Annotated in this window: 9 protein-coding genes and 1 pseudogene; 7 read left to right on the forward strand and 3 right to left on the reverse strand. The window is 40.3% G+C overall.

Going from position 1 to position 14,267, the window contains the following annotated elements; translation table 11 throughout:
• Positions 1-32 precede the first annotated feature (32 nt).
• From FJR37_RS22725 to hetR, 3 genes are all read left to right on the forward strand, one after another.
• Complete coding sequence (locus FJR37_RS22725; protein WP_053541237.1) at positions 33-1,277, forward strand: inorganic phosphate transporter; 1,245 nt, start codon at positions 33-35, stop codon at positions 1,275-1,277.
• 507 nt (positions 1,278-1,784) lie between these two features.
• Positions 1,785-4,019, forward strand: a complete 2,235-nt coding sequence (locus FJR37_RS22730) for an EamA family transporter (RefSeq protein ID WP_168467192.1) — start codon at positions 1,785-1,787, stop codon at positions 4,017-4,019.
• Between the two features lie 467 nt (positions 4,020-4,486).
• Positions 4,487-5,386: a heterocyst differentiation master regulator HetR gene (gene hetR / locus FJR37_RS22735; protein WP_039203357.1), complete on the forward strand. Its 900-nt coding sequence runs from the start codon at positions 4,487-4,489 to the stop codon at positions 5,384-5,386.
• 94 nt (positions 5,387-5,480) lie between these two features.
• Here hetR and FJR37_RS22740 read toward each other — a convergent pair whose 3' ends face one another.
• Positions 5,481-6,032, reverse strand: a complete 552-nt coding sequence (locus FJR37_RS22740; RefSeq protein WP_168467193.1) for a hypothetical protein — start codon at positions 6,030-6,032, stop codon at positions 5,481-5,483.
• A 380-nt stretch (positions 6,033-6,412) separates the two neighbouring features.
• Here FJR37_RS22740 and rpsD point away from each other — a divergent pair, with 380 nt between their 5' ends.
• On the forward strand, positions 6,413-7,021 hold the full coding sequence (rpsD, locus tag FJR37_RS22745; RefSeq protein WP_027401392.1) for a 30S ribosomal protein S4: 609 nt from the start codon (positions 6,413-6,415) through the stop codon (positions 7,019-7,021).
• A gap of 181 nt (positions 7,022-7,202) precedes the next feature.
• Here rpsD and moaA read toward each other — a convergent pair whose 3' ends face one another.
• The gene (gene moaA, locus FJR37_RS22750; protein ID WP_168467198.1) at positions 7,203-8,189 is read right to left on the reverse strand and encodes a GTP 3',8-cyclase MoaA; all 987 of its coding nucleotides are present in this window, start codon (positions 8,187-8,189) and stop codon (positions 7,203-7,205) included.
• Between the two features lie 212 nt (positions 8,190-8,401).
• Here moaA and FJR37_RS22755 point away from each other — a divergent pair, with 212 nt between their 5' ends.
• The 3 genes from FJR37_RS22755 (at position 8,402) to FJR37_RS22765 (ending at position 11,251) form a co-directional block, all read left to right on the forward strand.
• Complete coding sequence (locus tag FJR37_RS22755; protein WP_168467194.1) at positions 8,402-8,590, forward strand: DUF4089 domain-containing protein; 189 nt, start codon at positions 8,402-8,404, stop codon at positions 8,588-8,590.
• Positions 8,591-8,597: 7 nt separating this feature from the next.
• Entirely contained in the window at positions 8,598-9,968 is a 1,371-nt protein-coding gene (locus tag FJR37_RS22760) for an AtzE family amidohydrolase (RefSeq protein WP_168467195.1), read from the forward strand.
• Between the two features lie 125 nt (positions 9,969-10,093).
• Positions 10,094-11,251: an FAD-binding oxidoreductase gene (locus FJR37_RS22765; protein ID WP_168467196.1), complete on the forward strand. Its 1,158-nt coding sequence runs from the start codon at positions 10,094-10,096 to the stop codon at positions 11,249-11,251.
• 762 nt (positions 11,252-12,013) lie between these two features.
• On the opposite strand, the pseudogene FJR37_RS22770 reads toward FJR37_RS22765, so the two are convergent.
• Positions 12,014-14,267, reverse strand: a pseudogene (locus FJR37_RS22770) (calcium-binding protein); the annotation flags it as partial.

Genomic DNA, 14,267 nt, shown 5'->3' on the forward strand with positions numbered 1-14,267 from the left:
CCCCTCGGCTTTAGCCAGGGGAGTGTCAATTTATGGAACTGCAAACTGCGATAGTCGCTCTTTTAGTCTTCTATGTCGCCTGGAATTTGGGTGCAAATGATGTTGCTAATGCGATGGGAACTTCTGTGGGTTCTGGGGCTATTACTCTCAAACAGGCGATCATGATTGCTGGGGTGTTAGAGTTTCTTGGTGCTGTCTTGTTTGGACAAGAGGTAACGTCTACCCTCGGCACGAAAATTGCAAATCCGGTTTTATTTGCGACGATACCACAGACTTTAGTGATGGGGATGATTTCGGTACTGCTCACGGCTGGGATCTGGCTACAAATTGCCACAGCTAGGGGTTTACCGGTGTCTTCGTCTCATGCCATTGTGGGAGCGATCGCTGGCTTTAGTTGGGTAGCATTGGGGGTAGAAGCAATGGATTGGTCATCCATTGGTTTAATTACCATAGGCTGGATTTTAACACCAATAATTAGTGGAGCGATCGCCGCTAGTTTGTATAGTTTGATTCAACAATGGATTTTTAACCAACCCCAACCTCTCTCTCAGCTACAAGAATGGATTCCCTGGTTAAGTGCATTGCTATTGAGTGTATTTGGTATTATCGTTCTCCCGACAATCACTCAACCCTTGAGCCAGTTCTTACTCACAGAGGGAAAATTTAATGTTCCCGCTCACGACATTACCCTATTCATTGGTGGAATCGCCGTAATTAGCTTGACCTTGATCAGTTGGCGACAATTGGTAAATAGTCAAATTGAAAACAAAATTCAAGGTTTATTTGCCAGATTTCAAGTTTTGAGCGCTTGCTTTGTGGCTTTTGCTCACGGTTCTAATGATGTTGGTAATGCGATCGCTCCTCTAGCAGTAATTGCCTACATCAACCAACAAGGTAAAGTTCCCAGTGATGAACTCACCATCCCCTCGTGGATTCTGGTTCTCGGTGCGATCGGCATTGTGGCAGGATTAGCAGTTTGGGGTAAAAAAGTTATTGCCACCATTGGCGAAAATATTATTTCCTTAGAACCTAGTAGCGGATTTTGCGCCGAACTAGCCACAGCCATCACTATCTTATTAGCCTCCCGCTTAGGTTTACCCGTTTCCACCTCCCATGCCCTTGTCGGTGGAGTTGTGGGGATTGGACTGGTACAAAATATTAAATCAATAAAATTTGCCACTATCCAAAATATCGCCGCCGCTTGGTTAATTACCATTCCCATCAGCGTCGCCCTGAGTGCCACTATTTTTACCATTATGGCACTAAACTGGCACTAGTAGTTCGTCAAATTTATTTTGACGGGGGGTAATGATCGGAAAAAACTTCTGTTCTTCCCTCCCGCACCCCCCTACCCCCTACCCCCTACCTCCCCTACCCCCTACCTCCCCTACCCCCCCTACCTCCCCCACCCCCCTACCTCTCTTCTCCCCCTGCTTGCCTTCACCCGTCATTTTCGGGTTGACAGACTACTAGATAGGTGGACATGAAAAAACAAAATATGTTATGTAACAAACAGTAGAATCTCCCAAAACCTATTCCCTGTCGCCTTCTATAAATTACAGCAGTTTGCGATCATGATGGCAACTATCAAGCAATAGGTATTCCGCACGGATTTAATGCTTGTAGTTAGGTATTCATTTGTAAGGCTTTTATAAGTTAATTAAATTGATAAGTTCGGTGAAATTGTTCAGTTTCCTGCCTTTTCTCCAGGAAACTTAATACAGGTGTTGTTCGCGCAAAGTGCCGAGTAACTTAATCATCAAGGTGTTAGAGGCTAGAAACCGATGGGGCGATTTGAGAAGCGACCAGAAAACCCACGCATTAGAGGTGAGCTATCCAGAGCCGCAGAAAATGCTCTATGGGATGTAGTTGAAGATTTAGAAAATCTTCAACAAAATCTGCTGAGGTCGTTGCAGGAAGACGTAAAACGGCTAGAAACTGAAAAAAATCGCTTATCTGGCGATATTCAAAGGTTAATTGAGGAAAAAGAAAATCTACAACAATCGCGGCAAATCACCGAACAGCAAGTGTTAATCCGTCAATTAGCAGAAGTTCTAGCCAAACATATATCTTCCCAATTACAATCGTCACTAAAAACTTTAGCTACTCAATCCGTAGAGCATAACTCCTCTGATTCATCTGCGCTGCAAAATACTCAATTAAACAATAATGCTATTAATGAAATCGGACAGAATGTCACTAATATGCTAGACAGTCTGGATGGGACGGTAACTATTGCCTTTAATTCACTATTACAAGAACTCAAAAACTATCAAGGTGATCTTTCCCAGCAGTTGTCACGGATGTATAGCCAACAACAGCAAGGGGAAGCCATACTAGCAGAATTTGTCAATCGTCTGCGAAGTGAAGTAGAAAAAAATCGAGATGCTAACTCCGTCAAAACAACAACAGGAGGCGCACCTACAGTTTTACAACTATCTGATAATCTGCGTGGTGAAGCCATAACTCATCAAAATGGTTCTTCGGAAAAATCCCCACAAAGAATCATGGTTGAACCAGTTGCTTTGATTCCTCATGAATCAGCACACAGTGATTCTACATCAGCAGCCAATGCGGTTATATTATCTTCACCAATAGATAACACTTCCAAACCCAGTTCTTTTGTAAATCCAGATTTACCAACAGTAATACCGGACAATAAAACCCCTGAACCCAGTTCTTTCGTAAATCCAGATACATCAGCAGCAGATAAAGCATCTGTACCTAGTTCTTTTATAAGTCTAGATACACCATTGGAAGATCCAAATTCTGAACTTGGTGCTATTTTGACTTCTAAGGTATTAACAGCACCATCCCTGGGAGATACAAAACCTGAACCACTTTCTGTTTTAACTCCTAATTTACCCACTGGAAGACCGCCAACACCAAAATTAAGACGGGAAACAACTCCTAGACAACCAACAACACCTGAACAACCGATTACACCTCAACAACAAATAACTCCCAGACAACAAAGATCCCGGACATCTCCTAATTGGTCACAGTTGCAGATAGGTTTCCTTTTTATTGCTTTGTCTACAGTGGTTTCGTCTCTTTACAACGTAGCAATTAAAGCGATTTTCTTTACAGCTTCTAACCCATTGGCAGGATTGCCAACACAGCAGTTAATCTTTCCGACATTGGGGAATATTTTCTTGATTCTGATGCTGCGCTTATTAGTGGTTGTGCCATTAATGTTACTTTTATCACCTATATTACATCCTCCTATTTGGCAAGAATTAGAAAATTTATTTGCTTCATTGGGAGCAAATGCAACACCTACTCAGAATAAAACTAAACAGGCTCTATTTTTGTCAGTAATTAGTGGTTGTTTATTATTTGTATCACAGGTATTTATTTACATTGCTATTGGTGAAGTAACAACAGGAATGGCGATCGCTCTCTTCTTTGTCTATCCAGTTATGAGCGTGTTTCTGTCCTGGTTTCTATTTCAGGAACGTCCTAATTCACTAGTTACTGGAGCAATGGCAGCAATTTTTTGCGGTGAATTATTAGTTTTAGGTAGTCAGTCTACAGGGGTGAATAACACCTCATTGGGAAGCACCACAGCCATTCTATCTGGAATCGCATTTGCAATTTACGTCATTCTCACCAGGATATGTGCTACTAAACTCAAGTTACATCCTGTATCTTTGACTTTAATTAACTTCACCACCATGTTGTTATTAAGTCTTATCTGCTTAATAATTCCATTACCCGGTAATTTAAGTGTAGCAATTAGTTCATCTAACATCCTTGAACTGGTATTAAGTGCGTTTATATTAGGTGTTTTAACTTTGTGCGGTTACTTATTCAATAATTTTGGCATTCGTAAACTAGGCTCTCCGTTCTCCTCTTTAATTGGAGCTACAGTCCCGATTTTAACCGTAATTTTCGCCGGGATCATGCTGCAAGAATCCCTAAATATTGTCCAAGTTATAGGAGTTATCTTAGTGACCCTGGGTGCAGCAAGTATTAGCTGGAAAAAAACACCTAATCAGCTACAACCTACTAAATGAGTTGGGGGAGTTGGGGGAGTGGAGGAGGTTGGGGGAGTAGGGAGGGGAGTGGGGAATTTTCTTTTTTCTCTGACTCCTGACTTCTGACTCCTGTTATATAAAGTTATCAGCAAAAAACTTCTGGAAAAATTCTTGGAAAATATGTAGATATTTCAGGAATAGGCAGTTATAATAAGTTATTAAGATACAAAATGTAAATCAATCTAACGTTCCTCCGTCTTACCCTATACCCCTGCATCCCAACACCCTGAGTATCTAAAGTCTTTGAGTTTACCAGGGGAAGGGGCTAGTTAGTCCGATGTGAGAAACCATCAATTTACACCCTCAGTATTTACCGCCTAAAAATTCCCGAGTCAAACAGCAATTTTAGGTTTAGATTTAAAATATTTGTATCCAACTGGGTGTATAATTCTTAGTTTGATTTCAATATCACACTTGTAAACAAGCCATTTATCCGTCTGTAGAATATGACCAACGACATCGATCTGATCAAGCGTCTTGGACCTAGTGCGATGGATCAGATCATGCTTTATCTGGCATTTAGTGCCATGCGTACAAGTGGCCATAGGCATGGAGCATTTTTAGATGCAGCCGCAACAGCAGCCAAGTGTGCAATTTACATGACTTATCTAGAGCAAGGACAAAACCTGCGAATGACTGGTCATTTGCACCACCTTGAACCGAAACGAGTAAAAATCATTGTTGAAGAAGTTAGACTTGCTTTAACTGAAGGCAAACTGCTAAAAATGCTGGGTTCTCAAGAACCGCGCTATCTGATCCAACTTCCCTATGTCTGGATGGAAAAGTATCCTTGGATACCAGGAAGATCCCGCGTCCCCGGTACGAGTTTGACCAGTGAAGAGAAAAAACAAATTGAGCAAAAGCTCCCAGACAATCTTCCTGATGCGAAGTTAGTTACCTCCTTTGAATTTATGGAGTTAATTGAGTTTCTTCATAAGCGATCGCAGGAAGACCTACCCCCTAGCCATCAGATGCCCTTGAGTGAAGCATTAGCCGAACATATTAAGCGTCGTCTACTGTATTCAGGAACGGTAACACGCATTGATTGTCCCTGGGGAATGCCTTTTTATGCTCTCACCCGTCCGTTCTATGCTCCAGCCGATGACCAAGAACGTACATACACAATGGTCGAGGACACGGCTCGGTATTTCCGCATGATGAAATATTGGGCAGAGCGCAAACCAAACACAATGCGGGCTGTGGAAGAATTGGATATTCCACCTGATTGGATTGAGCCAGCAATGGAGGAACTAGATGAAATTATCCGGTCTTGGGGTGATAAATATCACAAAGAAGGCGGAGTCCCGATGATCTTACAGATGGTTGTTGGTAATAAAGATGAATAGAAAACAAAATTTTTATGTTGCGTAGGGTGGCATATTTACCAACCCTACGTTGTAAATCTATTTACTCATGGGAGTTGAGGGTCAAGGCGAAAGTCTACGGCTTGGGGTTAAAACCCAATGGCTTTGTAGACACGGCACCAAAACCACTAGATCCTTCACTGGCACTAATACAAGTAGTTAATGCTTGAACAGGACTCAAATCAATTTCCCGACGTAAACCAACTACACACTCAGCAAAGGTTACTGGTAACAAACTGCGACCACAGGATGTTAAGGTAGCTAGATTTTCTGAACCCTGATAACTTTTACTAATGCTAACTACACAGGTTGCTAAATCCTGTGGACTGCGACTCTGACGACAGGAAGAAAGGGCATCCACGGGTGTAATTTGTGTAAGCTTATGAATTTTTGCTACACATGAGGATAACTCTCGTGGGCGAATTGCCGAAGCACAACTTTGAGATGCTGATGTAGCTGTAACTCCTACACTCAATAGTTGAGCAGCACAAACTCGATAGTCATTCTCATAGGAATCGGTAACAGCCAGAGTAGGTAAACTACTGAGTAGCAATCCACCTATAGTTATAAATGATGCTGTAAATCCTCTGAAGGAATAATTGTTTTTTTTGTTCCCAAAGTTACTCATTTTTTTTTCGCTTGTTAACATAACCGTTTTCGATTCCACCAAGGTTATGCTACCGTAGAATCTAGTCCCAATTTTCTACCATCAAGGAATGTCGGTGCAATCACCGAAAAGTGGTGAATTCAACGGATTGATTTCTTGTGAATATTAGCGGTAAATAAGTAATTGGACAAAAATATTTACAGTCATTGCGAGCGAAGGGAAGCAATCACAACCCTTGCGATTGCTTCATTTCACTTCGTTCCATTCGCAATGACGTTGTGTAATTAATTCTGTCTCACTACTTAAAAGACAATTTAGCTATAAAATGTCTATGCTTTTGGGAACTATGCCATAATGGTAGGTCTGAATAAAATTTTAGAAGGATTAAATTAAGGAAACTCATGTCCCGATATAGAGGACCCCGCCTCAGAATTGTCCGTCGTTTAGGCGAATTACCAGGCTTAACTCGCAAGAGTGCTAGACGTGCTTATCCCCCTGGACAACATGGTCAAAACCGTAAAAAGCGCTCTGAGTATGCTATCCGTTTAGAGGAAAAGCAAAAACTCCGCATGAACTACGGTTTAACTGAAAAACAAATGCTGCGTTATGTCCGTAAAGCTAGACGAGTAGCTGGTTCTACAGGACAGGTGTTGCTGCAATTGTTAGAAATGCGCCTGGATAATACGGTTTTCCGCATGGGTATGGCTCCGACAATCCCCGCCGCCCGTCAATTGGTAAATCACGGTCATGTAACTGTTAATGGCAAACCAGTAAATATTGCCAGCTATCAATGCCGTCCTGGTGAAGAAGTCGCTGTGAGAAACAGAGAAGCTTCTAAGAAGTTGGTGGAAGCTAACTTGCAATATCCCGGTTTAGCTAACTTGCCTAGTCATCTAGAGTTTGATAAAACCAAGTTATCTGGTAAGGTCAATAGTGTAATTGAACGGGAATGGGTAGCACTACAAGTTAATGAACTACTCGTGGTGGAATACTACTCACGTCAAGCGTAATAGTCAGTGGTCAGTGGTCAGTGGTCAGTGGTTATTACAAAAGCAACAACTGACAACGAACAACTGACTCATGACTCCTACAGCACGGAGTAAATAAACCAGCCATTCTTAATCGTCAAAAAGCTTGCTCAATATTACTTTTGACTTTTGACTTTTGATTTTTGACTTCCGCCTTGCGGTACTAGCCGCCAATTTGCGACATGGTACGGGTGTATGTGCCGACAGTACCAGAGTCGCGTTGCTTAAAGTTGATTTCTGATTTGATATTTAAAATTTGTCTGACTTGTGATTGTAAGTCGGTGGTGCTAATGCCAGCACGTAAAGCAGTTTTTAAGTCAATTTGACCTGTTTCGTTTAATAAGCAGGGACGTAGCCAACCATCGGCACTTAAACGCATCCGATTACAGCGATCGCAAAAACATTCTGACATTTGGCTAATAAATCCTATTGTGCCTTTAGCTCCAGGAATCTTAAATACATCGGCCGGTCCACTACCACGAATTTGAGATTCTGTCAAGCCCCAACGTTCACCAATTGATTGACGCAAATCGGCTGAAGATACCCAACCGCGATCGCCAAACAAGTCTTCATTACCAATAGGCATAAACTCAATAAATCGGACGTGCCATTGTTTATCAATAGTTAAAGCAGCTAGATCTAAAATTTCATGGTCATTAACACCAGGAATTACTACCACATTTAATTTCAATGGGTCAAATCCTACATTATACGCAGTTTGGATACCTTGCCATACTTGTTGCCAACGTCCACGCCCATGATTACCGCTAATTTCTTCAAATATATGTGGATCTAAAGAGTCTAAACTAATATTAATTCTTGTTAAACCTGCATCATAGAGGCTTTGAGCAATAGGAGCGAGTAAAAACCCATTTGTAGTCATTGCTAAATCTTCGGTTTGGGGAAGATGAGCAATTTTTTCAACTAAATCAACTAAGTGGGGACGGAGTAAAGGTTCACCACCAGTTAAGCGAAAGCGGGTAAAACCGACAGGGATAAATACTTCTTGAATGAGGGTAAGCAGTTCTTCATCAGTTAACAATTGTTCCTTGACAATATAATCAAGTTCTGCACCTGATGGCATACAGTATTGACAACGAAAATTGCAGCGATCAATTAAACTGATGCGGAGATAGTCCACCTTGGTTATAATATCGCTAGTTGTCATATTGATAAAAGGGGTTATAAATCAAACTACTTTATTATAGAGCCTTAATCATAAAATGAACCATTTATGATCAAATATAGAAATGTTGAATATGAACAGTTACAATAGAAGTTATCTAAACCTAATCCAATTTGAATATATAGTTATTTTGGGTAATTTATAGTTTTTTAGTGGGTATTATTCACCCTACAAAGATGGAAAATAATAATTTGCAAATTCAAGAATATGTTCATCAAATGTCGTTATTATTGGATTTACCAATAGATGATGAATACAAAAATAGTGTAATTGCCAATTTTGAGAAAATCAAAGATATCGCTGAAATCGTCAATAACTTCCCTTTGCCAGAATCAATGGAAATTGCACCTATTTTTGAACCATAAATGAACCATGAAAGATGCTGTATCTATCGCCGAAAATGTGTTATCAGGTAAAATTAGCGCAGTGGATATTACCCAAGCTGCATTAACTAGAATTGCTGATAGAAATAATCAATTAAATTGCTTTACAACTATTACCACAGAAACAGCTTTACAAGATGCAGCAAATATTGATCAAGAAATTGCAGGAGGGAAAAATCCCGGTGTTTTAGCTGGTGTACCTTTTGCAGTGAAAAACCTATTTGATATTGCAGGTTTGACAACATTAGCAGGGGCAAAAATCAATGCTGAAAATCCCCCCTCTACCCAAGACGCAACCGCAATTAAGAGATTAAAAAAAGCCGGTGCGGTGTTACTTGGGACGTTAAATATGGATGAATATGCTTATGGATTTGTCACAGAAAATGCCCATTATGGCACAACTCATAACCCCCATGATTTAAACCGTGTTGCGGGAGGTTCTTCTGGTGGTTCTGCTGCTGCGGTTGCTGGGGGTTTAGTTCCTTTTACTTTGGGTTCAGATACTAACGGTTCTATTCGTGTTCCTGCGGCTTTATGTGGTGTTTTTGGGTTTAAACCTACTTATGGCAGGTTATCCCGTGCAGGTGTAAAATTATTTTCTAGCAGTTTAGATCATATCGGTCATTTTGCTAATTCAGTCCGAGATATTGCCACAATTTTTGATGTTTTACAGGGTGAAGATGAAAAAGATCCAGTTTGTACAAAACGTCCAATTTCTAAATGTTTACCACAAATAAATCATGATATCTCTAATTTGAGAATTGCGATCGCCGATGATTATTTTACCCAAAATGCAGATATAGAGGCTTTGGAAGCCGTTCTCAAGGTTGCTAATGCTTTAAATGTAAGTGAACATATAACTATTCCAGAAGCAAAAATTGCCCGTGCTGCGGCTTTTATTATTACCGCTTGTGAAGGAGCGAATTTACATTTAGATAAATTAAAAAGCCGTCCCCAAGACTTTGATTTTGTGACGCGAGATCGTTTTTTGGCAGGTGCATTAATTCCTAGTAGTTGGTATTTACAAGCGCAGCGGTTTAGAAAATGGTATCAAAATCAAGTTAGAGAAATATTTGCAAATGTAGATATAATTATTGCCCCGACAACACCCATTACTGCGCCCTTAATTGGTCAAAAAACTATGATATTAAATGGTGAGGAAATTCTGATTCGTCCTCATTTGGGTTTATTCACTCAACCATTATCTTTTATTGGTTTACCTGTTTTATCTGTTCCTATTCATCAAGAAAATTCTCTACCTTTAGGAGTACAATTAATAGCAGCACCCTATAATGAAGCTTTAATTTTACGGGTTGCAGCAATTTTAGAAAAATTAGAAAAATATGGTATAGTTCAATAGGTTTCTGTTAGGAATAAAACTCTTTTTTAAAACAAACCGCAGAGGCACAGAGGACACAGAGAAAAAGCATTTTTAACTTAACTGTATTGTGGTGTAATTTATTTTAAATCTTAAATATCGAAATTATGAAAACTTACGACTGGATTGTTATTGGTGCGGGAATTACTGGTGCTGCACTTGCTTATGAACTAACAAAAGTCGGATTTTCTGTCCTTTTGTTAGAACAATATGAAATATCTCAAAATGCTACTCGTTATAGTTACGGTGGAATTAGTTTTTGGTCAGGAAAAACACCAATTACACAACAATTATGTGAAGAAGGTATTACCCGTCACCGTATCTTATCACAGGAATTAAATGCAGATACTCAATTTCGGGAATTAGATTTATTAATGACTATTCCTGTGGATATGAATCCTGAAATTATGCTTCAATCCTATCAAGAAGTTTTGATTCCTCCGCGGTTAATTACTATTCAAGAAGCTTGTGAATTAGAACCTTTATTAAATCCTCAAGTCATATCTGGTGCATTAACTGTTAAACATGGTCATGTTCACCCAGAAAAAACTACTCAAGCTTACATTCAAGCTATGGTAAATTTAGGAGGAGAAATTGAATTTGGGAATTTTTTAGAATTAATCACGACACCTTCCAAAAAATGTACAGGTGTGAAAACAAATACCACTACTTTTTATGGTGATAATGTTGTTATTTGTGCTGGAGGAATTAGTCGAAAATTACTAAAATCAATGGGTATTACTGCGAAAATATATTTTTCTCATGCAGAAATTATTGAAACACCACCTTTGGATATTAAATTACATACCTTAGTATCACCAGCAAATTTGCAAAGATTTCAATTAGAAGCAGAATCTACTCAAATTGATGAATTATGGGATAACCCAGATACTGAAATACTACCACCAATTTTAGATGCTGGTGTGGTGCAATTTGTGGACGGTAGTTTACGCTTAGGTCAAGTTAGCCGATTTTTAGTAAATCCGCAAGCAGAAATTAACTCAGCAGCAAGTGAACAATGGTTACGAGAAAGCATCACAAAAATATTACCAAGTTTAGGAAATGTACCAGGAATATGGCATCATTGTTTAGTCGCATTTACTCAGGATAAATTACCTTTAATTGGTGCTATTTCTGAATTTTCAGGACTGCATCTATTTTCTGGTTTTACTAGTTCTTTTGTTTTTGTTCCTCCTTTAGCTGTCCGGTTTGCTAAGTTTGTATCTGGTTATGAAGATGAGATAATTAAGCTGTTGTGCATTTAGTTTGTATAATTCTAGCGGGCAAGATGCCCGCACTACAAAGTTCAAGTAAATTATGGTTATCAAATTTAGCTGCGTAACAGCTTAAACAGATGTCTCCTCACCGTTGGCATGATTAATACCCACATTCCGCACCCCCAAGTGTCACACCCCAAGGAAAGCAATATATTTAGTACATAAGAACTAATACCTGTGAGGGGTGATTAAAATTTATTGAGGCTAAATAGGAATAATTACTATTAAAGCAGATATATAGTCAATAAAACGACTAAGTACAAAATTTTGATTCTGAGGTGATTGTAATGGAAAACCTAGTCCAGAATCATTGAACCCACATTCCGCAGGTGTTTTTTGAATTTTCGGAATTATCCATAACCCAATGATAACAAGGCTTTCAGACAATGACACGCAATTCTATACTAGGGCGATGCCTTCGGCGCGGCGCAGCCATCGCATCTCTATCTAAATCTCAAATCAAGCTTATTGAGAATAATGTCAATAAATTAGTTGGTTTGAGATTAAATTCATTGAATACCGACCTAGATGGCAAAAAGCATGAAGTGGTTATTATGATTGGGTTTTAGCTGTTTTATGAAATTCTTTTTTTGACAAAATAACCTGCTGGGAAAAATATTTTGAGTATATTTACTCATGCTGAATGTTGGATAAAATAAAAGGTTTCAGTTTTATTCAGCAAGCGCTATGTAGGGTGGGCATTGCCCACCAGAACAATAATATATAATATCCCTACTCTTATCGACTCACTTATGACTTCGACTTTTTGATAACATTAGTACCAAGACCAGCATTAATCACATCAATACCGTCGCCATAGTAAATCGTATCATTACCAGAACCAGTGGTAATTCTGTCATTACCAGAGCCAGTAGTGACAGTATTATTGCCATCACCAGCATTAACAGTATTATTACCATTACCAGCATCAATTATATCATTACCACTTCCAGAAGTGATACTGTCAATACCAGAACCAGTCTTGATATTATTAGCACCATTGCCGGCATTAATATTATTGTCACCATTGCCAGCAATAATAACATCATCACCGCTACCAGTAAAGATATCATCACGTCCATCACCACCAGTAATTTTTTTATTACCATCCCCAGTCGTGATGTAGTTGTAACCATTACCAGCGAAGATTATATCCTTACCAATACCAGTGGTAATTCTATCATTACCAGCCCCAGTAGTAATCTCATTATCGCCATTGCCAGCATTAATCGTATTGTTGCCATCACCAGCCTGAATGATGTCCTTGTCATTGCCAGATGTGATGGTATCACTACCAGCACCAGTAGTAATTGTGTTTAGTCCATTACCAGCATTGATGATGTTATCACCCCCGAAGGCGTAGATCACGTCATTACCTGAGCCTGTAGTGATTGTATCGTTGCCACTACCACCGTAAATGGTGTTATTACCGTCACCAGCATTAATGATGTTAGTCCCTTCACCAGCATAGATAATGTCATCACCTGCGCCAGTAGTAATCGTATCATTACCATCTTCACCATAGAGTTCATCGTTGCCTAATCCACCTAAAATCGTGTCATTGCCAGCACCGCCGTAAATTCGGTTCTTGACTGTATTGCCTGTCAGTTGGTCGTTATAGGCACTACCAATTAAATTTTCAATGTTGGTGAGGCTGTCGGTATTGGCAAAGCCATCAGTAGCCATGCCAGTGGTGAGGTTAGCAATTACTGCTAGTGGGTCGCGGCGGTAGCTGACGGTATCAGTGCCTTCGTTGCCTTCTAAGCTGTCATTGCCGGCGTTACCAATGAGAATGTCGTCTCCGGCCAAACCTTCTATTTTGTTATTAAGGGCATTACCAATGAGGATATCGTTATAGTTTGAACCGGTGATGTTTTCAAAGTTGGCTAGTTGGTCAAGGTTGCCAAAGCTGTCTTGGGCTGTGTTAGCGGCTATGTTAAAAACTGGTTCTAGGTTGGTAACCAGTGGTGTGGACTGGGTGATTGAGGTAAAGGTGATACCACCTGTGCCTTGATAGCCTTTGGTGCTATCTATGTTGACGATTACGCCACTGGTAGAGCTTTGGTAACTCATGCGGTCTGTTCCTGCACCACCATCAATAAAGTCAGATCCTTCATCACCGCTTAATACATCGTCTCCGGCTTCTCCATAGAGGCTGTCATTTCCTGCTTGACCATAAATGATGTCGTTACCATCCCCTCCTCTGAGAATATCGTTGTCTGTTCCTGTACCAGAGATGAAGGTGATCAAGGAGTTCCAAACACCGTTGAAGATGCGACGGATGCGGGCGTTACCTCCTGTGATTAGGTCGTTGCCTTTACCTGTGGTGATATTGTCATTACCTATGCCACCTACTACTACTTTTTGGGCATTGTCTAGGGCTTGTACTGTGTCGTTACCACCGTTGTTGGGGTTAATGGAGGTGATATCGTAGCCGTTGCTGGTGACGGTGAGGTCGGCTTCGTCGCCGAAGATGACATCGCTGTCGTTGTTGCCCCTGTTACCTGGTGTAGCGTTTGTAATTGTGTCGCTGCCAGCCCCACCGATGACTAGGTTTTCTAATCCTCCATTCAATTGGATGATATCTTGACCACCGCTACCGTTATCAGTGCTAGTAATTTGAGTGAGGTTCCCGGCACTGAATTTGGCTGTACCGTTGTCTCCTAGAAGAATGTTACGGTTTGTGCCGTTGTTGGTCCTAATGGTGTCTGTTCCTGCACCTGCGAGGACTGTATTTTTGCCACTGTTTAGTGTAATGGTGTCGTTGCCATTACCACTGTTACTGGTAATTTGACTCAGCCAACTATCTGTGTATTGGATGGTGGCTTCATCTCCTACTAGGATTGTGTGGGTGTTGGTAGATTGCTGAACTGTGAGGTTGTCATTTCCGATTCCCCCGACTACGACTAGCTGATTCAAGCCGTTGATGTTTGTTACTTGCAGGTTATCGTTACCAGCACCACCGTTAATTATGACTAAGTTACTGACATTGGCAGTGGTACTA

The organism is Aphanizomenon sp. UHCC 0183 (assembly GCF_009712065.1).
GTDB classification, from domain to species: domain Bacteria; phylum Cyanobacteriota; class Cyanobacteriia; order Cyanobacteriales; family Nostocaceae; genus Dolichospermum; species Dolichospermum heterosporum.